Source organism: Kribbella sp. NPDC026611, from assembly GCF_040638345.1.
Taxonomy (GTDB): domain Bacteria; phylum Actinomycetota; class Actinomycetes; order Propionibacteriales; family Kribbellaceae; genus Kribbella.
In genome coordinates this window covers 27,332-48,477 of record NZ_JBEZYC010000017.1, presented here as the reverse complement: position 1 = coordinate 48,477, position 21,146 = coordinate 27,332, and the positions used below count along the sequence as shown (strand labels likewise).

The window sequence follows — 21,146 nt, the reverse complement described above, 5'->3', positions numbered from 1 at the left end:
GTTCGTCTTTTTTTTCACTGGTCTCTGTCGCTCCCCCCCGCGGGTGCGCCCCCGCGTCCACCGGCGCACCGTTGAGTTCGCCGTAGTTGCACTCGCGCAACCGCCAGTCCTGGAGGTACGGCGCCGTGAGTCCGGACAACTCGACCGTCTGCACCGCGCGCCGCAGGTCCGAGCTGAAGACCAGGTCCACCTCCCGCCGCCGCGGACCGAGCTCAGCCGCCAGCCGCCGCCCCTCCGCCGACAGCTCGCCGGGGAGCCATCCGGTGGCGATCCCGCGCTCGTTGTCGACGGTGATCGAGTGCGTCTCGTATATCAGCTTGGCCACAGGTCACAGGTAACACCCTTTGCCGTCGTTACCCACGGGTATATACTCAAGTTACTCGTGAGTAAGCGATCGCTGAGGGGATTACGTGAGAGAGCGCAGCGAACGAACCAATATGCACAGCAGTCCCCTGGCTCATGCCGGAGCCGAGCGAAGCGAGGTGGAGGCATGAGTCACTACAAGTCGAACCTGCGCGACATCGAGTTCAACCTGCTCGAGGTCCTGGGCCGGGACGAGGTGCTCGGGCAGGGCCCGTACGCCGATATGGATGTCGACACCGCCCGCGAGGTGCTCGCGGAGATCGACCGGCTGGCCAAGCACGAACTGGCCGCCTCGTTCGCCGAGGCCGACCGGACGCCGCCGGTGTTCGACCCGGAGGCGCACGAGGTCCGGATGCCGGAGGCCTTCAAGAAGAGCTTCCATGCCTACATGGACTCCGAGTGGTGGAAGCTCGAGCTGCCGGCGGAGCTCGGCGGCCAGCCGACCCCGCCCTCGCTGCGCTGGGCCGCCGCTGAGCTGGTCCTCGGCGCCAACCCGCCGGTGCACATGTACGCCGCCGGCCCGAACTTCGCCCACGTGCTGTGGCGCAGTGGGACCGAGCGGGACCAGAAGATCGCGCACCACATCATCGAGCGCGGCTGGGGCGCGACCATGGTGCTGACCGAGCCGGACGCCGGTTCTGACGTCGGCGCCGGGCGCACCAAGGCGACGCTGCAGGACGACGGCTCCTGGCACATCGAGGGCGTCAAGCGGTTCATCACCTCGGGCGAGCACGACATGACCGAGAACATCGTCCACCTGGTGCTGGCCCGCCCGCAGGGCATCGAGGGCGTCGGTGGCCCGGGCACGAAGGGCCTGAGCCTGTTCGTGGTCCCGAAGCACCACTTCGACCTGGAGACCGGCGAGCTGACCGGGGAGCGCAACGGCGCCTTCGTCACGAACGTCGAGAAGAAGATGGGGATCAAGGTCTCCACGACCTGCGAGATCACCTTCGGCGACTCCAACCTCGGCGGCCCGGCGAAGGGCTGGCTGCTGGGCGAGGTGCACGACGGCATCGCGCAGATGTTCCAGGTGATCGAGTACGCGCGGATGATGGTCGGCACCAAGGCCATCGCGACCCTGTCCAGCGGCTACCTGAACGCGCTCGACTACGCCAAGGAGCGGGTCCAGGGCGCGGACATGACCAACCCGGCCAAGGATGCGCCGCGGGTCACGATCACCCATCACCCCGACGTACGGCGTTCGCTGCTGACGCAGAAGTCGTACGCCGAGGCGCTGCGGGCGCTCGTGCTGTTCACCGCGACGTACCAGGACCGCGCCGAGCAGGCCCGCTACGCCGGCGAGCACGACACCGTCGCCGAAGGCGTCAACGACCTGCTGCTGCCGCTGGTCAAGGGCTACGGCTCGGAGAAGTCGTGGACGCTGCTCGGCACCGAGTCGCTGCAGACCTTCGGCGGGTCCGGCTTCCTGCAGGACTACCCGATCGAGCAGTACGTGCGGGACGCGAAGATCGACACCCTCTACGAGGGCACGACGGCCATCCAGGGGCAGGACCTGTTCTTCCGCAAGATCATCAAGGACCAGGGCAAGGCCCTCGGCCACCTGGCCGAGCAGGTCCAGGCGTTCGTCGCCTCCGAGGCGGGCAACGGCCGGCTCAAGGAGGAGCGCGCGCTGCTCGCGAAGGGCCTCGAGGACACCCAGAAGATCCTGGGCATCATGGGGCAGGCCCTGATGGCCGCCAACCCCCAGGCCGAGAACGGCGACATCCGGAACGTGTACAAGGTCGGGCTGAACACCTCACGGCTGCTGTTCGTGCTCGGTGACGTGGTCTGCTCGTGGCTGATGCTGCGCCAGGCCGAGGTCGCACTGAACCGGCTCGGCGGCGAACTGTCCGCCGCTGACCAGGACTTTTACACCGGGAAGGTCGCCGCGGCCCAGTGGTTCGTCCGGTCCACCATGCCGTCCGTCCGCGCCGAGCGGGTCAAGGCCGAGCTCACCGACCTCGACGTCATGGACCTTCCGGAGTCCGCTTTCTGACCGATCTCTCCGGCTCGGGCGCTTGCGCGGTCCGGGCCGGAGGCCAGACCGGGGCAGATCGATCTGCCCCGGGTTGCCCCGCGATCTGCCCTCCCCAAGGGCTTCCCGGTGCAGCAGAGTTTCTGCCCTGAGGTACCGCGACCCTGGCCTGGCTTCCCCTGTCCGAGCCAGGGTCGCGTCTAATTGCGGGAGCTGCTGAGGCGCCGGATCCCGGTGGGTTCAGAGCGGCAGGACGTACAAGCTCAGCGTGGTGGCGAGAAAGGTGAGCGCTGAGACGTAAGCGAGCAGCGGTACCCCGAGGCGGACGCCGGCCGTGCCCGGCTCCAGGCGGTCCCGCCGCGCGGTGAGCGCCTGACCGGCGAGGCGTTCGCCGCGCAGTTCGGCCGCCCGGCGCTCCTCGTCGACGAATACCTCGAGAGACGAGCGCAACGGGTCGAGATGCCCCAGCCTGGCGGCGTGGTCGTCCGCGCACATCTCCAGCAGCAGATCGACCTCGGAATGCACCGCGAGCGACAGCGGAGCGCGCCGGAAGAGGCGACGGAACATCGCGAAGGGCAGGATCGCCAGGTCGTGCCGCGCTGACAGATGGTTGCGCTCGTGGGCGAGCACGGCGGCCAACTCCGGTGGAGTCAGGGCCCGGATCGCCGCGGTCGTCGCGACGATGGTCGGCTCCCGGCCGGGTACGGCGTACACCAGCGGGGCCGTGTGGTCGATGACCGCCATCTGTCCTTGCTGCGGGTGCGCGACGAGGTCGAGCAGCAAGCGCTGACGCGATTGCGCGCGCCGCGACCGAAACGTGGCGTGCGCGTAGGTCGCCAGAACGAGTGTCAGCATCGCGAACGCGCTCAGCAGAGCGACCGCCTCCACCGTGTTCAGTTGACTCATGCTCGGCTTGCCGCGACCGATGGCGCCCAGCGCGGGGACGACACCCAGAGCCGGCAGGGCGACACTGACCAGGAAGCCGAACGACGCCAGCAGACAGGTCAGACTCAGCAGGTGCCAGAGCGTCACGGCCGCGCGCGGATGCTGGCGCGTCCACGCTTTTCCGTGCAGCAGGGCTGCGGCTGTCAGGGCAGCTCCGAGCAGCGCCGCGGCGTGGTGCGTCGCGTAGATCATCTTCGTCGCTGCCGCGGGCTCAGGGCCTGACGGAGCGCTTCCGCCTCGGCGGGCCGGACCACTCGCGCGAAGGCTGCGAGCGCCGCTTCACGATCGCCGGTGAGCGCCAAGGCCTGCAGCATCAGCTCCGCCACGAACGCCTCCCGACTGGCCACCGGCTCGTAGAGCCAAGCTCGATCGGACCGGACGCGACGGACGAGGCCCTTCTCGGCGAGTCTGTTCAACACGGTCCGGACGGTCGCGTACGCCAGGTCGTGGCTGCTGCACGCGGCCTGGACCGCACGCGCCGAGAGCGCCGCATCGGCCTCCCAGAGCGCCTCCATGAAGGCGCGCTCCAACGTCCCGAGACGAGCCGGCCCCGCGTCGTGTGCCGCCCGTTCCGCACCGTGCCATGTCTCCTTCACGCGTCCATCATCCCACCCCTCGCGGATGCTGCGGTCCTGCGTAGCGCTACAGTTGCTAGCGTTACATCATGTAGCACATCGGAGGAATCGACGTGTGGACTGATCTGAGTGGCGGCTTCCTGCTCGCGGCGACGGCGGTCTACGCCTTGGCCGCGCTGATGTTCGGTGTCGGGCTGGCGCTGTCGTCGGCGGCCGCGCCCCGTCGCGCGTCTCGTACCGCGGTCGCTCCGGGCGGGCAACTCGTACGGGTCGGTGAGGCTCGGCGCGACAGCGATCAGTCGGCAGGCGCCGATTCCGTACTGCGGGCGCGCGGCGAGGTGATCGCTCGGATCGGCGTCAACCTGACGGTGCTCGCCGCGGTGCTGCACGGCGCCGATCTCCTGACGCGTGGTCTCCTGGTGGGTCGCGCACCGCTGAGCAACCTGTTCGAGTTCACGGTGGCGGCGTCGTTCGTGGCCACGATCAGCTATCTGGTGATCGGGCGGCGAACCGGGCAACTGCGGGAGCTCGGGTTGCTGGCGCTGCTGCCGATCACCTCCGCCATGTTCTTGGCGGTCAGCACGCTCTACAAGGCACCGCAGCAGGACCTGCCGCCGTCCTTGCAGTCCTACTGGATCGGCATCCATGTGACAGCGGCAGCCATCGGGGTGGGTTCGGTGACCATCGGCGCTGTGGGCTGTGCGGCGCAGCTGAAGGCGCAGCGAGCCGGCCGGCCGGACCTCCTACCGCGGGCGGAGAAGATCACCAGCGCGGCGTTCGCCTTCGCGTTCCCGGTCTGGACGTTCGCGGTGACGACGGGGGCGATCTGGGCCAACTACGCCTGGGGCCGCTACTGGGGCTGGGATCCCAAGGAGATCTGGGCCTTCGTCAGTTGGGTCATGCTCGCCGCGTACCTGCACTCCCGCCGCACGGCAGGCGTCAAGAAGCGCACGCTCGCCGTCGTGGGCCTGATCGCCTACGGGACGCTGCTGTTCAACTTCATCGGCGTCAACCTGTGGTTCAGCGGACTCCATTCGTACGCCGGACTCTGAGCCGTGCGGACAGCCGGCAAGGTGCTGACGCGCCCAGGGGACGCTCGCCGAACCGCGCGGGTGCTGACCGCGACGGTCGTCGCCCAGGTCACGATCGTCGTCACCGGTGGCCTGGTGCGGATCACGGGCTCTGGACTGGGCTGCCCGAGCTGGCCCGCATGCACTCCCCAGTCGCTCGGACCCACACATTCCGGCCCCGCGATGTGGATCGAGTTCAGCAACCGGCTGGTCGCGGCCGGAGTGATCGTCCTGTGCGTCGCGTCGCTGATCGCCGTCGCGCGACGCGGTGACCGCTTCCTGACGCGGTGGGCAGCCGGACAACTCACCGGCGTCGTCGCTCAAGCCGTCATCGGCGGCCTCGCCGTGATCGCCGACCTGGCTCCTGTTCTGGTCGCTCTGCACATGTTCGTCTCGGCCTTCCTGATCTACGCCGCCGTCACGATCAGGCTGCAGTACGCCGGACCTGGGCCAGCGCCTCGAGTCGAGCGACGCGTCCAAAGGTTGACCACCGCAACCTGTGCGCTGGGGCTTGTCGTCGTGATCGCGGGCACCGTAGTCTCGGCCTCCGGCCCGTACGCCGGCGACGCCGCATCCGCGCGCCTCGCGGTCGACTGGATGCTCGTCACCCGGCTCCACGCTCTCGCTGCGACAGGCCTGCTCGCCTCGTTGGTTGCAACCGTCTGGGCAGCACGGCGGCAGACGGCGAATCGCCAGACCGCTTCACCGCCGGCAACCACGGGCGCACTGCTGACCGGGATCTTCGGGCTGCTCGTGATGCAGCTCGGCGTCGGCGAGTGGCAGGTGAGGTCCGGCCGACCCGCCATCGGCGTGGCCGTGCACCTGCTGCTGGCCGCCACGCTTCTGGCCGGGCTGTCTTGTCTGCATCGGCTGGTGCACCTCGCCCGGGCCGGTGTCCCTGTTCACTCCCAGGAAGGAACGGAGATCCCTTGAATCCCGTCATCGGGGGTATCGACACCGTGGCCACGGTGCTCGCCCTGCTTGCTGCGCTCGCTGCCGCCGGATGCGTCATCCGCGACCGTCTACCCGGCTGGCCCACCGTCTTCGGGCTGCTCGGCCTGGAAGCTGCCCTGCTGGCGACAATCGTCGGCAACGTCGTGCTGCTGGTCAGCACCGACCGTGACGTCGACACGCCGGCTCTGATCGGCTACCTGTTCGTGCTCCTGATCATCGTCCCGGCGGGACTGCTCTGGGCCTTCGTGGACCGCACCAGGTTCGGCGTGGCCACCATCATCGTCGCCTGCCTCGCAGTACCGGTCATGATCCTTCGGACCCAGCAGATCTGGGGGCTTGCCCATGGCGCGTGAGCGCACGGCGAAAACCCCGCTGCCGACCGGCATCAACACCGGCCCGGGCCGGACTCTCACCGCGGTCTACGCTCTCTTCGCGGTGGCGGCGACCGGACGATCCACGGTCCAACTCATTGCTGACGCCGGCAAGGCTCCTCTGGCGTACTCCCTGTCCGCGCTCGCGGCAGTGATCTATCTCCTCGCGACCGCATGCCTGGCCATCGGGGACCGTGCGCGGTACGTCGCGATCGGCGCGTGCAGCGTCGAGCTGGCCGGCGTACTGGTGGTCGGCACGCTCAGCTACCTGGCGCGCGACCTGTTCCCCGATCGGACGGTGTGGTCCCACTTCGGCCAGGGCTACGGCTACATCCCGCTCGTCCTCCCCCTGGTCGGGCTCTGGTGGTTGCTCCGGGGGCGGCGGGGCCGAGACGATGAGTGAACTGTCCGTCCGCACTCAGGTGCTCGCCCTGGCGTCGGTCGTCTTCGTCGACCTGCTCGGCCTGGCCATCATCCTGCCTTCCCTTCCGTTCTTCGTGCTGCACCTGGGCGGCAGCGGTCTCGCGCTGGGCGCCATCCTCACCAGTTACTCGCTGGCGCAGATGGCGGCGGCCCCCGTCCTCGGCCGGCTCTCGGACCGCTACGGGCGGCGTGGACTGCTCCTGCTCAGCCTGGCGGGCTCCACGGCCTCCTTCGCGCTCTCGGCACTCGCGCCCACCGTGACCCTCCTGATCGTCGCCCGCGTCCTGGCGGGGCTGTGCGGCGGCAGCATCACCGTGGCCTACGCGTTCGCTGCCGACATCACCACCTCCGAGGACCGCCGAAGCGCGATGGGCCGGATCGGAGCAGGGATCGGCCTCGCCTTCACGGTCGGTCCAGCCATCGGCGCGGCCCTCGCACCCCTGGGCTTCGCATCGGTGTGCTGGGCCGGCGCGGCCGTCACAGCCGCGAACCTGGTCGCCGCCTGGCGGGTGCTTCCCCACCCCTCCGGTCCGGAGCACCCCACACCGCGACCGCCCTCCCCCCGAGCCGAGCGACCCAGGTTGCTCATCGTGCTGGTCCTGGGCGGAGCTGTCGTCACCGGGGCGTTCGTCTCGATGGAGACCACCGTCGGCCTCCTGGTTGACGCCCGCTACCGCTACGGGCCTTCCGGCGTGGGGTGGCTGCTCGCGCTCGCCGGGTTGTCCATGGTGCTGGCTCAGATCGGCATCGGCCTGCGGCGCGCGCGACAGGTCCCGGACCGGATTGTCGCCCTCGGTTCGATGACCCTGGTAGCGGCCGGTCTGGCAGCGATCCCGGTGGCCTGGGCTCCCGGCACCGTCCTTGGCGTCCTCCTGCTGTCGGCTGCGTACGGCGCCTTCACGGTGACCCAGGCGAGCCTGATCTCCCGCAGCGGTCCGCCGACGAGCACCGGCGTACGCCTCGGCTGGTCACAGAGCGCGAACGCTGCCGGTCGCGCTTGTGGTCCTCTCGGCGCGGGCCTTCTCTACGACCTGCACGCCGACCTGCCGTACCTGGTAGCGGCGGTTGCGACCGCGGTCATGGCTACCCTCCTCGCCGGCGCCGAGCGGTCGAACTGAGACTGTTTCGCGGTGGGTACCTGGTGGTGCAACAGACATCTGCTGTTGATGGTTTGTCGACGCACGGCGGGGTAGCGTCGAAGGTGTTGGACGCACTCCAAGGAGGCTCGGATGAGCATCGGTGTGGGGATCTTCCTGATGGTCGTCGGCGCGGTGTTCGCGTTCGCGATCAGGGACTCGTGGGACGCGGTCAACCTGCAGGTCGTCGGGTACATCCTGATGCTCGCCGGACTGGCCGGGATCCTGCTCTCCTTCTACATCACGAACCGGCGGCGCCGCGTCACCACCGATGCGATCGACCCCGCGGTCGAGGAGGAGTACCGCGTGGTCGAGGAGCACCACCGGGACATCAAGGAGTAGTCGCTCCCGAGAGCACCAGCTGCAGGCGGGTCTGCCCGTCCGGGGTCACCTGGACGGGCACGCCCCAGTCCTGGCGGTGCACGTGGCACGCGGGGAACTCGACCTCCGTGGAGTCGTCGCACGACGCGGCCTGGACCGCCACGTGCAGGACGCCGTCGCCGACGTGCTCGTCGATCACCAGCCGTCGCGTGAGGTCGGTGGAGTCGCCGGCACCCTCGCGCAGCAGGTTGTCCGGGGTTGAGGACACCAGCAGCCGGGTGGACGGGCCGTAGCGGTTGTCGAGCTTCTGCCCGGGCGGCGGCGTGAAGACGACCTCGAGCGTCACCTCACCGGCCGCAACCTCCATCGGTGGACGCTGTGTCCGCGTGCTGAACTCGTCGACCCGCGCCGATGCACCGAGCGGGATCCGGGTCAGCCGGTGCGCCGCCGACTCGACCACCAGCAGTTCGTTGCCCACGACAACGGCACCGCTCGGCTCGGCCAGGTCCGCCGCCATCGTCTCGACCACCTCGGTCCGCGGGTCGAACCGCCGTACGGCGCCGTTGTAGGTGTCGGCGATCGCCACCGAACCGTCCGGCAGCACGGTCACGCCGAGCGGGTGCTGGAGCAACGCCTCACTCGCCTTGCCGTCCCGCAGGCCGAAGTCGAACAGCCCGGTGCCGACAGCGGTGTGTACTTCCGTGTCGATCCAGCGCAACGCCGAGATCTCCGAGTCGGCCAGCCACAACCGGTCGCCGTCGGCGGCGAGACCACTCGTCTGCGCGAACCAGGCCTCGGCCAGCGGACCGTCCTTCAGCCCTTCGTTGGTCGTGCCGGCCGCGACCTCGGTGACCTTGGTGACCGGGTCGTACGTCCACAGCTGGTGTACGCCGGCCATCGCGATCCACACCTTGTCCCGCCACCACGCGACGTCCCAGGGCGAGCTCAGGACGTCGGTCCCGTCGCCGTCCATCCACTGCTTGCCGGTCCCGGCCAACGTCGTGACTTCACCGCTCTGCAACGAGACCCCGCGCAGGGCATGGTTGACGGTGTCCGCGACGACCACGTCGTACCCGACCCGCGCGGCGAGCTCGTCCGGGAGCAGGGTCAGGCCGTTGGGCTCGGAGAACCGCGCCTCGGACGCGCCGCCGTCGACGAACCCACGCTCGCCGGTCCCGATCCGCCGTACGACGGTTGCCGCGTCGTCGGCCAGCTCCACCAGGCTGTGGTTCCCCGCATCCGCGACCAGGAACCCGTTGTCCAGGGCAATCACCTTCGCCGGGAACCGCAGCTCCGACCACTCCGGCTCGGGCGCGACGTACGGCGATTGCCCGCGGGTCAACGTCCCGGCCTGCTCGTGCTGTGGGATCAGCTCGCCCAGCAACGCGTCCAGCGCGTGCGCGTGTCCCTCACCGGAGTACTGCGCGACGATGTACCCGTTCGGATCCACCAGCACGAGGGTCGGCCACGCGCGGGCCGTGTAGTTCTGCCAGGTCACCAGCTCCGGATCGTCCAGCACCGGATGCCCCACCTCGTACCGCTCGACCGCAGCGCGAACCGCCGCTTCCTCACCCTCGTGCGCGAACTTCGGCGAGTGCACCCCCACGATCACGAGCGCATCGCCGTACTTCTCCTCCAGCGGCCGCAACTCGTCCAGCACGTGCAGGCAGTTGATACAGCAGAACGTCCAAAAGTCCAGCAACAAGAATCGGCCCCGAAAGTCCGCGAGCTTCAGCTCCCGCCCCCCGGTGTTCAACCACCCACGACCCCGCAACTCCGGCGCACGCACATGCATACCAACATTGTCCGGCCCCACTCAACACGCCCGGCCGCGGGGGCCACGGACCGAGACTCAGCGCGGGAGGATCAGGGTGTCGGTGAGGAGTTTGGCGGTCTTGCGGAGGGTTGCCGGGGAGGAGGAGAGGTCGGTGGCCAGCGCGTAGGGGGTGAGGGCTTCGCCGGGGCCGACCAGGCGGTGGCGGTGGGCCAGGAGCCAGACGATGGCTCGGGGCCAGGTGGAGAGGCGGGCCTTGGTGAGGAGGTCGGGGGCGTCGCGGACCAGGCGCTCGGCAATGTCGAAGGCGTCGGAGGCATACGCGTTGCCGAGAGTTTCGCCGGCCATCAGCCAGGCGTGCGGGGCGAGCACCGAGAGCGTCGCAGCCTGGGAGTTGTCCAGGCCGTTGAGGTCCGGTTGCGGGGGTGAACCCAGCCCGGCCAGCGCCCGGTACGCGTCCTCGAGGTCGTTGCTGGTCTCGTCCAGGAAGACGCGCTCGCCCGGCCTCGAACCGACCGGGTCGACGATGGCCGCCGCGGCCAGCGCCGGCGTCCAGATGTCCACCGCGTCGACGGCCTCGTCCACGGCGTCCAGCGGCAGCTGCGTCCGCTCCCCCGCGAACTCCAGCCACGCCTTCACCGCACCCGGCACCGCCTCGAAGTACGTGCTGTCGGCAAGCACCTTGCGCGGCAACCAGTGCGCCAGGAACAACTCGACCAGTACGGCGCTGACTCGCAGCGGACCGCCGACGGTGTGGTCCACGGCGTGGTCGATCCACAGCCGAAGGATGTCGGCGGCCTCGTCCGGCAGCCCCATCGCCCGCTCCGACGCGAGGAACTCCTCGACCAGCTGGTCGCGCTGCCGCGGCGACAGCAACGGCCGCACCGGCGGTCGCACCGGCCGCTCCGGCAACTGGGTCAGCCGGTTGACCAGCAGCCCGGAGAAGAACTCGAAGTCCTCGCTCACCGGGGGCTCGTCGTAGTCGTTGGTCTCCCCAAGAGCCTGGAGGATGATCCCGGCCGCGATCGACGGCCGGACGGTCCGGATCGTCACCCGCCCACCGCGCTGGTACGCCTCCAGCACCCGGTCCACCGGCGGACCGACGAAGACGTCCTTCACGATCGCACCGAGGTTGTTGTCGATGAACACCACCACGGTGTGCGGGTGCTGCTCGTCGTCGTAGTCGAGCACGACACTCAGCCCGTCACCGGTGATGTCCTCCGACACGATCGCGCTCGTCAGCCGGAAGCCGGCGATCCGCGTCACCCACTCCGGCACGAAGCCCTGGGTCCGCAACCGGGCGACATGGGCCCGCTGCAACGGCAACCGGCCGGCCGGCCCGACCGTCCGGGCCAGACTCGTCAGCAGGACAAAGGATTCCTCGTCGCGGCGCTCGCTCAGCACTCGGGCCGCATCCGCCCAGAAGAACCGCTCGACCTCTCCGATCTCGTCCGGCCGCCCGGCCGGCCACAGCTGGTCGGCGAGCATCGCGGCCGACCGCGCCACCGAGGCCTCGGCGATCACCGGATGCAGCGCCGGTGGCGCCGCGGCGAGATCCAGGGAAAGGGTCTCGAGCAACGTCTCCAGCACGGCGACGCTCGGCGTGATGTCGACGTCGACACCCAGCGTCGGCCCGTCCGGCGCACCGGGACCCGAGCCGACCAGCCGCAGGTGGCTGCGCCGTCCGTCCCGTCCGCGTGGAGGTTTGGTCACGTTCGTGAGATTACCGTCCTGCCACAGTCCGCCGCAGAGTCCTGCGCGCGTCCTGTGGACAACTGGAGAAGCGACCAGGTTATCCACAACCTGTCATCACGCAAGCGCGGCCCGTGCTCACCAGGAGCCCGGGCCGCGCGTACGCCGTACAACCGTGAAAACTGTCAGCCCTTGAGGGCACCTGCCATCAGGCCGCCGATGAACCAGCGGCCGAGCAGGATGTAGACCAGCAGCGTCGGGAGCGACGTGATCAGCGCGCCCGCCATGCTGGCCGCGTAGTCGACCTTCTGGCCACCCGCCAGCGCGGCCAGGCCCAGCGTCACCGGGCCGTTGTTCTGCTGGGTCAGGAACAGCGCGAACAGGAAGTCGTTCCAGACCGAGGTGAACTGCCAGATCAGCGTCACCACGAACCCGGAGATCGAGATCGGCAGGATGATCCGCGCGTACGTCTGGATCAGCCCGGCGCCGTCCACCCGGGCCGACTCGATGATCTCGTTCGGCACGATGGTGGCGTAGTAGTTCCGGAAGATCAGCGTGCAGATCGGGATGCCGTAGATGCAGTGCGCGATGATCAGCGTCGGCACGCCCCGGGTCACGTCCAGCTCGGTGAACGTCGTCCGCAGCGGCAGCATCACCGCCTGGTACGGGATGAACATCCCGAACAGGATGAACGCGAACACGATGTTCGCCCCCGGGAACCGCCAGCGGGCCAGCACGAACCCGTTCGCGGAGCCGATCAGCGACGAGATGATCGCCGCCGGGATCGCCAGCGACAGCGACCGGATCATGTACGGCTGGAGCACGTCCCAGGCCTTGCGCCAGGGCTCCACCGTCCAGGTCTGCGGCAACGACCACTGTGCCGCGGCGGTGGTGTCGCTGGACGTCTTGAAGCTGGTGATGAGTACGACGTACACCGGCGTCAGGACGAACAACAGGAACAGCAGCAGGAGGATGTACCGCACGGTCCGGCTGCGCCGGGTCGAGCCGTCCGCGATCACTCCGCGCTTCTGCGGCTTCCGGCGGATCGCCGCGGCGGCCTGTCCGGTCGCGGCAGCGGTATCGGCGCTCATTCCTCGTTCTCCTGCCGGACGGTGTACGCGATGTACGGAATGACAAGGACGGCGACCACCGCGAGCAGCACGATCGCGATCGCAGCGGCTTTCGCCTGGTCGCTGCGGAGCAAGGTGTTCCACATGTAGACCGCGGGCACCTCGGTGCGGAACTGGTTCGGCCCGGTGATCGCGTAGATCAGGTCGAACAGCTTCAGCGACATGTGCCCGAGGATGATCAGCGCGGAGAGCGCGATCGGCGACAGCTGCGGGAACAGCACGTGCCGGTACAGCTTGAACTCCGACGCGCCGTCCACCCGGGCCGCCTCGCGCAGCTCGCCCGGGATGCCCCGGAAGCCGGCCAGGAACAGCGCCATGATGTAGCCGGACAGCTGCCAGACCGCCGGCAGGGCGATGGACGCCATCGTCGTCCATCGGCTGCCCGCGGTCCACCACGGATTCTCCAGGAAGTTCAGGTGCAGGATCTGGAACAGCCGGTTCAGGCCGCGGGCGTCGTCGCCCTGGGACGGGTTCAGCAGCCAGCCCCAGACCACGCCCGAGGCGATCATCGAGATCGCCATCGGGAACAGGTAGACCGACCGGAAGATCGACTCTCCCGGCACGCCCTTCTCCAGCAGCAGCGCCCAGAGCAGGCCGAAGATCAGCGTGCCCACGATGAACGCCACCGTGAGCACGCCGAGGTTCTTCAGCGAGTTGAGGAACCGGTCCTCACCGAACAGGTGCCCGTAGTTCTCGAACCCGACGTACGACGCCGGGCCCTTGCGAGCGGTGTGCCGACTGGTCAGTGAGGTGTTGAAGGACCACGCGATCAGCCCGTAGACGAAGTACCCGAGCAGCAGCACGGTCGGCAGCAGCACCAGGGCGCCGGGTCCCCAGGTCCGAATTCTTCCGTGCAACGCTCAGTCCTCCCAATCGTGACGGATCCGCAACTCGTGCTGCATCAGCTCGTCTTCATCGCGGTACCGAGCGCCGACTGCAGCTTGGCGACGTCGGGGCTGCCGCTGAACTGGCTGAGCGCGGACAGGATGTCGTTGTTCTGTCCGGCCGTGCAGGCCGCACCGTGCGCGCAGGACGGCACGATCTTGTTGCTCTTCCAGTCCGCCATCGCGGTCTGCTGGTACTTCGGGTAGTCCGCCGGGTTCGCGTCCGACCGGGCCGGGATCGAGCCCTTCTTGGTGTTGAACGCCTTCTGGCCCTCGGCCGAACCGACGACCTTCAGCCAGCACTTGGCGCCGTCCGGGTCCGCACCGTTGGTCGGCAGCGTGAACGAGTCGGCGAGGAACTGGAAGTCGCCCTGGGTACCCGGCGCCGGCCAGTAGGTGTACGCCGAGTCCGGCACCTTGTCGGCGAGCTGCTGTGCGGCGACCCAGTCGCCCATCAGCGTGTAGCCGGCCTTGCCCTTGTTCACGTAACCCAGCGAGTCGGCCCAGTCGATCGCCTCGCGGTCGCTGTTGCTGAAGGTGAGCAGCGTCTTGTACTTGTTCAGCGCCGCGGTGACGTCACCGCCGGCCCAGTCGGTCTTGCCGTCCCACAGCCCGCTGAACTTGTCCGGGCCGAGCTCGGCGAGCAGGGTCGTCTCCATCAGCATCTCCTGGGCGAAGCCCTTGGAGAGGCCGAGCGGCGCCGTCACGCCGGCCGCCTTCAGCTTGGTCAGGTCGGCGATCCACGCGTCCACGGTGGCCGGGGCCTTGGTGGCGTCGATGTTCGCCTTCTTCAGCACCGTCGGGTTCGCCCAGACCACGTTCGCCCGGTGGATGTTCGCCGGGATCGAGTAGATCTTGCCGTCGACGGTCAGGTTGTCGATCAGGTTCTGCGGGAAGGCCTTGTCCAGCCCGTAGTCCTTGTACAGCCCGCTGACGTCGTCGACCTGGCCGGCGTTGATGTAGTCCTTCAGCTCCGCACCGGCGTGCGCCTGGAACGTCGACGGCGGCTTGCCGGCCTGCAGGTCGTTGGCCAGCACCTGCTTGGCGTTGGAGCCCGCGCCGCCGGCGACGGCGGAGTTGACGAACTTGTAGTCCTTGCACTCGGTCGCGAAGGTCGAGACCAGGCCGTCCAGCCCGGCCTTCTCACCACCGTCCGCCCACCAGGTGAAGACAGTGACGTCCTTACTGGCCGACGAGCCTCCGTTGCCGCCGCCACCGTTGTCGTCGCTATTCCCGCACGCGGACACCGCGAGAAGACCCGCCGCACCCACCACTGCGAGGGTCTTACTCAGACCACCACGCATGATTTCACTCTCCGATCAGTTGCTGGAGCCGCCTGTGACAACGATGCCCCCTTGACGGCCCCAACTCTGGGACGCGGCCTGCCGGGTGTCAACGATCCGCGCAAGCGCGTTGCGCAGCCGTGACCCCACGCACCTTGACAGTGTGAGAGCGCGCACATAACAGGCACTGCGCAGCGCGACTGTTCGTTTCAGGGGCGCAACATGACCTTGATGGCCCGGCGCTCGTGCATCGCCCGGTAGCCCTCGGCCACGTCCGCCAGCGGCAGCACCGAGTCGAAGACCTTGCCCGGGTCGATCTCCCCGGCCAGCACGTCCGCCATCAGGGCCGGCAGGTACGCCCGGCACGGCGACGCGCCCCCGGCGAGCCCGACGTTCCGCCCGAACATCGTCCCGATCGGCACCTCGACGCCATGCGGTACGCCGACGAATCCGACCGTGGCGCCGGCCCGCGCGACGTCGAACGCGGTCGTCATCGACTGCCCGGTCCCGACGCACTCCAGCACCGCGTCCGCGCCGACGCCGTCAGTCAGTTCGAGTACGGCGTCCCGCCCCGCGTCGCCGCGTTCGGAAATGATGTCCGTGGCACCGAATTCCTTCGCAAGCTTCTGCCGGGGCTCGTGCCGTGACATCGACACCACTCGCTCCGCGCCCATCCGGGCCGCGGCCAGTACGCCGCACAGCCCGACGGCGCCGTCCCCGACGACGACCACAGTGTCACCGGGCTTAACCCGCGCGGACCGGGCGGCGTGCCACCCGGTCCCCATCACGTCCGACAGCGTGAGCAGCGAGGGCACCAGCGAGTCGTCCGGTACTTCGGGCGTCGCGACCAGCGTGCCGTCGGCGTACGGGAGCTTGACGTACTCGCCCTGGCCGCCGTCGGCGCGGTCGGTGCCGTACCCGACCCGGTTCACGCAGGCGGTCTGGAACCCGGCCAGGCAGTGGGGGCAGGTCCCGTCGCTGACCACGAACGGTGCGATCACGAAGTCGCCGGGCTTGACCGTGCGGACCTCCGAACCGATCTCCTGGACGATCCCAACGAACTCGTGGCCGATCCGCCGCGGCGCCTTGACCGGCGGCTCACCCCGGTACGGCCAGAGGTCGGAGCCACAGATGCAGGAGGCAACGACTTTGACGATGGCGTCCCCGGGCCCGTCGAGCTTCGGGTCCGGGACGTCCTCGAGCCGGACGTCGTACGACGTGTGGAGCACTGTGGCACGCATGGGCCCAACACTAGGTCGTGTCTGGTGATTCCGCGCCGTAGCGAGCATGTGCTCGGTGCGGTAGCTCGGCGTGCTGGGGCGAAGGGTTCGATGCGGAGCATCGTGCCCTTTGCACCAGTGCGCCGAGGTGCCGTGCCGAGTGCAGCGCAGTAGGCGGGGAATCACCAGACACGGCCTAGATCGTGGCGGGTTGCCCGGTGGCCTGGGCTGCCTCCGTCCGCCGCGCGGTCCAGGCGAGCCACACGCAGCCGACGGCGAGGAGTACGCCGTGACCGATCCGCACTGCGGGCGGGGTGAAGAACTGCGGCAGGAACAGGACGAAGCCGGCACCGAACAGGATCGCCGGCACCGTCCGGAGCCGGACCGCGACGATGATCCCGGCCGCCGCCATGGTCAGTAGGCCGGCGCCGAACAGCGTCATCGCGAACGGGTTGTAGCGCACGTCCTCGGCCAGGTCGAGCAGGTTCGGCTGGCCGGCGATCGCGTGCAGACCGAAGTCCTCGGCGCCGTAGTACGGCAGCGTCAGTCCGGCGCCGATCCAGAATACGATCGCTGCCGCGCGGTTGATCTGCAGCAGCGCGACCGCCACCAGGATGAAGCCGATCATCGCGCAGAGGTGGGCGACGATCCAGGCGGTGGAGCCCATCGCGGCCGAGGCGCCCGCCCTGGTGGTCTCGTCCTCCCACGGACGGAGCGCGGGGTACAGCAGGAACAGCAGGCCGGCGACGGACAGGGGGATTCTCATGACTCATTCCTCAGGGTGGTGAGATACATCTGGATCAACTGGTCGTAGGTCTCGTCGAGGTCCTCGGGCAGGCCGAAACCGCCCGCGGACTCGATCGACGCGAAGCCGTGCACGAGCACGCGCAGCCGCCGGGTCGCATGGACCGCGGCCGGGCCCTCGAGCCCGTAGCCGCGCAGCGTGGCGTACATGACGCCGAGCAACTTCCCGGCGATCGCCCGCTGGACCGGGTCGTGGACGGGGTCCATCGGCATAGCGGCGTACCGGTTCGGGTTGGCGGCAACGTAAGCGCGGTACGCGTGCATCAAGGTGGTGACCGCCTCGTCACCGCTGCTGCCCAGGACGGCCGCAGTGAACTGCTCGGTCATGTCTTCCAGCACCCGCACCCCGACGAGCGTCTTCAGCTCGCCGAGGCTCGCCACGTGCTTGTACAGGGACGGAGTGGCCACCCCGCACCGCTGCGCCACGGCGGCGAGCGTGAGGCCGTCCGGCCCGTCCTCGTCGACGACGCCGAGCGCCACGTCGACCACAGTGGTCGGCGTCAGCGGCTTCTTTATAACCATAGCCAGAAGGCTAATGACATTAGCCGAGGGCGTCAACGGACTTTCGGAGGCGCTTCCAGGTGGTCTAGATCGCCGTGTAGCGGCCGCGGCGGTGGACCAGTGCCGGTACGTCGTCAGCCGCCAGCTCGACGTGCTTGATCTCCAGCTGGACCTGCAGCCCCCAGCCCACCTCAGGCGGGTCCTGGTCGACGAGCGTGCAGCCGGCCCAGGTCGGTACGCCGACCGGCGCGGGACCCCACTCGGTGTCGGTCCAGTCGAGCAGGCGGAACGGGCCGCCCGGCGCCGGCGCGACGTACCCGAAGGCGTCGGCCAGCTGCCGGTGCGGTTCGCCGAGCAGCGCGACCACCGCGGTCCTTGCCCTGCGCAACGTTTCCCACAGGTCCGAGTCCGGGTCGATCATCCCGACCACGAACCCGGGCTCGCCGTCCGCGACCAGCATCGAGGACACCGTCAGCCCGGCCCGCTTCCCGTCGTACGCCGTCGTCCACAGTCCGACCGGGGACGGCAGCCGGCCGCGGAACCGCCGGACCGGGCTCCGCTCCGACTCCGGCGGAAGGAACGGGTGGTCACCGTGGATGGTCATACCAGCACGGTACTGACCCGGCGACCTAGCCGAGCGTCACCTTCGACGGCAGGGCGAAGCGGTCGATGGGATGCATCGTCAGGCCGTTGCCGCCGCGCACCGATTCGACAGCGCCGTTCGCGTCGAAGGTGAAGCGGTAGGACTCGCCGTACGCGCCGTACCCGTTGCCACCGGACACACGCAGGTTGTCACCGTCCAGCTCGAGCTCGATCGGCTGGTCGGCCGGATTGCCCTCGGCAGGTGACATCCCGTAGAGGCGGCCACCGAGCAGGGCTATGTCGGTCACTCCCCACAGGTCCGCGTAGCGGCCGGCGAACCGGGCCAGGCCGGCCGCATCGCCGCGCTCCTTGGACTCGGCCAGCTCGACCAGCTTGAGGAAGCCCTCGGCCAGCTGCGCGGCGGGCCCGTCGATCGCGTTGGTCAGCACGGAGACGATCAGCCGGCGCTCGCCGTCGACGAACGTCTTGGTGATGTGCCCCGGATACCCGCCCGCGTGGCCGAAGACATCGCGCTCGCCAACCTTCTGCACGATCACACCGAGCCCATAGCGGCTCTTCTCGTCGGTGCCGGTGACCCAGTGCGGGTGCTGCATCTCCCGCTTCGACTTGTCCGACAGCAGCCGGTCGTCGCCGGGCAGGTGCGCGGAGAAGTAGGTGACGAGGTCGCGCGCGTTCCCGAAGAAGCCGGTCGCAGCCGACAGCGCGTGCGTGTCGATGTGCTCGATCGGCAGGCGCTCCTCGCGGTACTCCACCGAGCTGTAGCCGACCGCGTATTCGCTCAGCCGGGCCGGGTCCAGCTCCGGCCCGAGCCCGGAGAGCCCCAGCTTGTCCACGATCGCGGTCTGGACGTACGAGTTGTACGGCGTCCCGCTCGCGGCTTCGATCACGAGACCGAGCAGGCCGTAGCCGATGTTGGAGTACTTGAAACGCTCGTTCTCCGGCATCACGGCCGACGACTCCTGGCGCATGACGTCCAGCAGCTGATCCCGGTCCGGGAAGCTGTAAGCGAGCTGCCACCAGTCGGAGTCCGCGCTGTCCCGGGTGATACCGCCCGCGTGCGCGAGCAGCTCCCGGACGGTCCGCTCGCCGAGCGGCGTACCGACAAGCTCGGTGACGTGCTGGCCGGCCTTGTCGTCGAGCCGCAGCCGGCCCTGCTCGACCAGCTGGAAGACGGCGGTAGCCGTGAACGTCTTCGAGTGCGACGCGATCCGGAACAGGTGCTGGTCGGTCAGCGGTACGTCGTTCTCCACGTCGGCGAGACCGTAACTGCCGGAGAACACCACCCCGTCGCCGGCGTACACCGCCGCCTGGATTCCGGGGACGCGCCGGTAGCGCTGGTTGAACGCCAGCCAGCTGTCGTAGTACTCGAGCGCTTCGCGCAGGTTCTCTGGCAACAGGTCGTCAGGCATGACGCCTAGATTGAATGACGCGGAAGCGACTCGCAACGTAAGCGCCGTCGGTGTACGTGGCGTTGGCGGCCGGATTCGCGCCGGTGCCGTGGAAATCGCTGAACGCGGCCGACTGGTTCACGAACACCGGGCCGGTCAGGTTCTCCGACAGCGCGACCCCGGCGTCGAGCGCGGCCTCGCGGGCCTCCTCGATCACCTTCTCGTCGGTCGAGTAGATCCCGGCGGTCATCGCGCCGCCGTCGACCACGGTCTTCCGGAACAGCTCGATCGACTGCGCAGTGTCGGCGGTCCGGACCAGGAACGACACCGGACCGAAGCACTCGCGCCCGTAGACGTCGGCGTCGTCGGCGCCGATCGCGATCAGCGTCGGCGTCCGGACCACCGCGTTCGGGAAGGCCGGGTGCTCGATCGCCCGCGACTCCAGCACGACCTCGCCGTACTCCGGGGCCAGCTCGAGGCGGCCGATCACGGCCTGGTTCACGATGCCGCCGAGGATCTCGACCGCGCGGGCGTCGTCGCCGAGCAGCTTGCTCATCGCGGTCGCGATGCCGGCGCCGACCTCCTCGAACGACTTGTGGCCCTCGTCGGTCTCGATCCCGGCGGCCGGGACGAACAGGTTCTGGGTGGTGGTGCACATCTGGCCCGAGTACAGCGCGAGGGTGAAGGAGAGGTTCCCGCAGAGCGCCTTGAACGCGTCGGTCGAGTCGATGATCACCGCGTTCACGCCGGCCTTCTCGGTGAAGACCGTCGCCTGGGTCGCGTTCTGCTCGAGCCACTCGCCGAACTCGCTGCCGCCGGTGAAGTCGATCAGCTTCACCTCGGGCCGGGTCGCCAGCGGCTTGGCCAGGCCGTCGCCGGCGCGCTCGGTGGCGAGCGTGACCAGGTTCGGATCGAAGCCGGCCTCGGCCAGCACCTCGCGGCACACCTCGACGGTGATCGCCAGCGGCAGCACGGCCAGCGGGTGCGGCTTGACCACGACCGCGTTGCCGGTGACCAGCGAGGCGAACAGGCCGGGCCAGGAGTTCCAGGTCGGGAAGGTGTTGCAGCCGATCACCAGCGCGACGCCACGGCCGGTCACGGTGAAGGTCTTGGTCATCCGGATCGGGTCGCCCTTGGCCGGCTTCTCCCAGGTCGCCTCGGCCGGGTAGCGGTGCATCTCCTCGTGGGCGTACGCGACCGCCTCGAGCGCCCGGTCCAGCGCATGCGCGCCGCCGGCCTGGAAGGCCATCACGAACGCCTGCCCGCTGGTGTGCTGGACCGCGTTGGCCAGCTCGAACACCCGCTTGTGCAGCCGGTCGAGGATCTCCAGCACGACCCCGGTCCGGCCGTCGATCCCGGCCCGCCGCCAGTCCGCGAGACCCTGCTGGGCCGCGGTCAGAAGCTCGTCCAGCCCTTCCTCGACCATCCGCGGGTACGCGACGTCCATCGCGATCCCGTACGGCGACTCCTCGGTCACGACCGTGCCGCGCGCACCGGGGATGTCCAGGGCGTACGTCGCCCCGAGGTGGGCCTCGAACGCCGTCTTGCCGTCGGCCGCCGCGGTCTCGCCGTACACCCGCGGACTCGGGGACTCCGGGAAGGCGGAGTGGTAACCGCGGTCCCGGATCGCGGTCAGTGCGGCGTCGAGGCGGTCGCGATGAGCGGCGAGCAGATCGGTCATGCCTGCGATGTTACAGTCGTTGGCGCAACCGGGACCAGAGTGTCATATAGCTT

21 protein-coding genes are annotated in these 21,146 nt (G+C 69.2%); 7 read left to right on the top strand and 14 right to left on the bottom strand.

The window, feature by feature from the left end:
• The coding region (locus tag AB0E69_RS40505; protein ID WP_360159583.1) for a histidine phosphatase family protein at positions 1 to 325 on the bottom strand (325 nt) is incomplete at its 3' end.
• Between the two features lie 165 nt (positions 326 to 490).
• Here AB0E69_RS40505 and AB0E69_RS40500 point away from each other — a divergent pair.
• Entirely contained in the window at positions 491 to 2,359 is a 1,869-nt protein-coding gene (locus AB0E69_RS40500; protein ID WP_360159581.1) for an acyl-CoA dehydrogenase, read from the top strand.
• Positions 2,360 to 2,578: 219 nt separating this feature from the next.
• On the opposite strand, the gene AB0E69_RS40495 is transcribed toward AB0E69_RS40500, so the two are convergent.
• Positions 2,579 to 3,475: a M48 family metalloprotease gene (locus tag AB0E69_RS40495; RefSeq protein ID WP_360159579.1), complete on the bottom strand. Its 897-nt coding sequence runs from the start codon at positions 3,473 to 3,475 to the stop codon at positions 2,579 to 2,581.
• The gene (locus AB0E69_RS40490; protein WP_360159577.1) at positions 3,472 to 3,879 is read right to left on the bottom strand and encodes a BlaI/MecI/CopY family transcriptional regulator; all 408 of its coding nucleotides are present in this window, start codon (positions 3,877 to 3,879) and stop codon (positions 3,472 to 3,474) included. Before AB0E69_RS40490 ends, AB0E69_RS40495 begins: the two co-directional genes overlap by 4 nt.
• A gap of 92 nt (positions 3,880 to 3,971) precedes the next feature.
• Between AB0E69_RS40490 and ccsA the strand changes: the two genes are divergently transcribed.
• The 6 genes from ccsA to AB0E69_RS40460 all read left to right on the top strand — a co-directional run bounded on the left by ccsA (position 3,972) and on the right by AB0E69_RS40460 (position 8,154).
• A complete protein-coding gene (ccsA, locus tag AB0E69_RS40485) occupies positions 3,972 to 4,910 on the top strand; it encodes a cytochrome c biogenesis protein CcsA (RefSeq protein WP_360159575.1) in 939 nt (312 codons plus the stop codon).
• Positions 4,911 to 4,913: 3 nt separating this feature from the next.
• On the top strand, positions 4,914 to 5,861 hold the full coding sequence (locus tag AB0E69_RS40480) for a COX15/CtaA family protein (RefSeq protein WP_360159573.1): 948 nt from the start codon (positions 4,914 to 4,916) through the stop codon (positions 5,859 to 5,861).
• Entirely contained in the window at positions 5,858 to 6,235 is a 378-nt protein-coding gene (locus AB0E69_RS40475; RefSeq protein ID WP_360159571.1) for a hypothetical protein, read from the top strand. The genes AB0E69_RS40480 and AB0E69_RS40475 overlap by 4 nt, the downstream gene beginning before the upstream one ends.
• Positions 6,225 to 6,656, top strand: coding sequence for a hypothetical protein (locus AB0E69_RS40470; RefSeq protein ID WP_360159570.1), 432 nt, complete (start codon positions 6,225 to 6,227; stop codon positions 6,654 to 6,656). Before AB0E69_RS40475 ends, AB0E69_RS40470 begins: the two co-directional genes overlap by 11 nt.
• Positions 6,649 to 7,794 (top strand): MFS transporter, encoded by a 1,146-nt coding sequence (locus AB0E69_RS40465; protein WP_360159568.1) that lies wholly within the window; start codon positions 6,649 to 6,651, stop codon positions 7,792 to 7,794. The genes AB0E69_RS40470 and AB0E69_RS40465 overlap by 8 nt, the downstream gene beginning before the upstream one ends.
• Before the next feature lie 111 nt (positions 7,795 to 7,905).
• Entirely contained in the window at positions 7,906 to 8,154 is a 249-nt protein-coding gene (locus AB0E69_RS40460) for a DUF6458 family protein (RefSeq protein WP_360159566.1), read from the top strand.
• Here AB0E69_RS40460 and AB0E69_RS40455 read toward each other — a convergent pair.
• The 11 genes from AB0E69_RS40455 to paaN form a co-directional block, all read right to left on the bottom strand.
• Positions 8,144 to 9,928: an NHL domain-containing thioredoxin family protein gene (locus AB0E69_RS40455; RefSeq protein WP_360159564.1), complete on the bottom strand. Its 1,785-nt coding sequence runs from the start codon at positions 9,926 to 9,928 to the stop codon at positions 8,144 to 8,146. The genes AB0E69_RS40460 and AB0E69_RS40455 overlap by 11 nt on opposite strands.
• A 57-nt stretch (positions 9,929 to 9,985) precedes the next feature.
• Positions 9,986 to 11,620, bottom strand: a complete 1,635-nt coding sequence (locus AB0E69_RS40450; protein WP_360159562.1) for a hypothetical protein — start codon at positions 11,618 to 11,620, stop codon at positions 9,986 to 9,988.
• Positions 11,621 to 11,784: 164 nt separating this feature from the next.
• Positions 11,785 to 12,690: a carbohydrate ABC transporter permease gene (locus AB0E69_RS40445; RefSeq protein ID WP_360159560.1), complete on the bottom strand. Its 906-nt coding sequence runs from the start codon at positions 12,688 to 12,690 to the stop codon at positions 11,785 to 11,787.
• Entirely contained in the window at positions 12,687 to 13,586 is a 900-nt protein-coding gene (locus tag AB0E69_RS40440) for a sugar ABC transporter permease (protein ID WP_360159558.1), read from the bottom strand. Before AB0E69_RS40440 ends, AB0E69_RS40445 begins: the two co-directional genes overlap by 4 nt.
• 44 nt (positions 13,587 to 13,630) lie before the next feature.
• Positions 13,631 to 14,917 carry an ABC transporter substrate-binding protein gene (locus tag AB0E69_RS40435; RefSeq protein ID WP_360159556.1) on the bottom strand — a complete coding sequence of 429 codons (1,287 nt, stop codon included), beginning with the start codon at positions 14,915 to 14,917 and terminating at the stop codon, positions 13,631 to 13,633.
• Positions 14,918 to 15,105: 188 nt separating this feature from the next.
• Complete coding sequence (locus tag AB0E69_RS40430; RefSeq protein ID WP_360159554.1) at positions 15,106 to 16,137, bottom strand: zinc-dependent alcohol dehydrogenase family protein; 1,032 nt, start codon at positions 16,135 to 16,137, stop codon at positions 15,106 to 15,108.
• A gap of 175 nt (positions 16,138 to 16,312) precedes the next feature.
• Positions 16,313 to 16,882, bottom strand: a complete 570-nt coding sequence (locus AB0E69_RS40425; protein ID WP_360159553.1) for a hypothetical protein — start codon at positions 16,880 to 16,882, stop codon at positions 16,313 to 16,315.
• A complete protein-coding gene (locus AB0E69_RS40420) occupies positions 16,879 to 17,442 on the bottom strand; it encodes a WHG domain-containing protein (RefSeq protein ID WP_360159551.1) in 564 nt (187 codons plus the stop codon). The genes AB0E69_RS40425 and AB0E69_RS40420 overlap by 4 nt, the downstream gene beginning before the upstream one ends.
• A 64-nt stretch (positions 17,443 to 17,506) precedes the next feature.
• Positions 17,507 to 18,025 (bottom strand): flavin reductase family protein, encoded by a 519-nt coding sequence (locus tag AB0E69_RS40415; RefSeq protein WP_360159549.1) that lies wholly within the window; start codon positions 18,023 to 18,025, stop codon positions 17,507 to 17,509.
• A gap of 25 nt (positions 18,026 to 18,050) precedes the next feature.
• Positions 18,051 to 19,433 (bottom strand): serine hydrolase domain-containing protein, encoded by a 1,383-nt coding sequence (locus tag AB0E69_RS40410; RefSeq protein ID WP_360159547.1) that lies wholly within the window; start codon positions 19,431 to 19,433, stop codon positions 18,051 to 18,053.
• Complete coding sequence (gene paaN, locus AB0E69_RS40405) at positions 19,426 to 21,093, bottom strand: phenylacetic acid degradation protein PaaN (protein WP_360159545.1); 1,668 nt, start codon at positions 21,091 to 21,093, stop codon at positions 19,426 to 19,428. The genes AB0E69_RS40410 and paaN overlap by 8 nt, the downstream gene beginning before the upstream one ends.
• Between the last annotated feature and the right edge of the window lie 53 nt (positions 21,094 to 21,146).

Excerpts from the sequence above, each read along its gene's own strand:
- AB0E69_RS40425 (WP_360159553.1), bottom strand. The coding sequence starts at position 16,882 with ATGAGAATCCCCCTGTCCGTCGCCGGCCTGCTGTTCCTGCTGTACCCC.
- paaN (WP_360159545.1), bottom strand. The coding sequence starts at position 21,093 with ATGACCGATCTGCTCGCCGCTCATCGCGACCGCCTCGACGCCGCACTG.
- AB0E69_RS40410 (WP_360159547.1), bottom strand. The coding sequence starts at position 19,433 with ATGCCTGACGACCTGTTGCCAGAGAACCTGCGCGAAGCGCTCGAGTAC.
- AB0E69_RS40435 (WP_360159556.1), bottom strand. The coding sequence starts at position 14,917 with ATGCGTGGTGGTCTGAGTAAGACCCTCGCAGTGGTGGGTGCGGCGGGT.
- AB0E69_RS40430 (WP_360159554.1), bottom strand. The coding sequence starts at position 16,137 with ATGCGTGCCACAGTGCTCCACACGTCGTACGACGTCCGGCTCGAGGAC.
- AB0E69_RS40420 (WP_360159551.1), bottom strand. The coding sequence starts at position 17,442 with ATGGTTATAAAGAAGCCGCTGACGCCGACCACTGTGGTCGACGTGGCG.
- AB0E69_RS40445 (WP_360159560.1), bottom strand. The coding sequence starts at position 12,690 with ATGAGCGCCGATACCGCTGCCGCGACCGGACAGGCCGCCGCGGCGATC.
- AB0E69_RS40460 (WP_360159566.1), top strand. The coding sequence starts at position 7,906 with ATGAGCATCGGTGTGGGGATCTTCCTGATGGTCGTCGGCGCGGTGTTC.
- AB0E69_RS40495 (WP_360159579.1), bottom strand. The coding sequence starts at position 3,475 with ATGATCTACGCGACGCACCACGCCGCGGCGCTGCTCGGAGCTGCCCTG.
- AB0E69_RS40470 (WP_360159570.1), top strand. The coding sequence starts at position 6,225 with ATGGCGCGTGAGCGCACGGCGAAAACCCCGCTGCCGACCGGCATCAAC.
- AB0E69_RS40500 (WP_360159581.1), top strand. The coding sequence starts at position 491 with ATGAGTCACTACAAGTCGAACCTGCGCGACATCGAGTTCAACCTGCTC.
- AB0E69_RS40455 (WP_360159564.1), bottom strand. The coding sequence starts at position 9,928 with ATGCATGTGCGTGCGCCGGAGTTGCGGGGTCGTGGGTGGTTGAACACC.
- AB0E69_RS40465 (WP_360159568.1), top strand. The coding sequence starts at position 6,649 with ATGAGTGAACTGTCCGTCCGCACTCAGGTGCTCGCCCTGGCGTCGGTC.
- AB0E69_RS40415 (WP_360159549.1), bottom strand. The coding sequence starts at position 18,025 with ATGACCATCCACGGTGACCACCCGTTCCTTCCGCCGGAGTCGGAGCGG.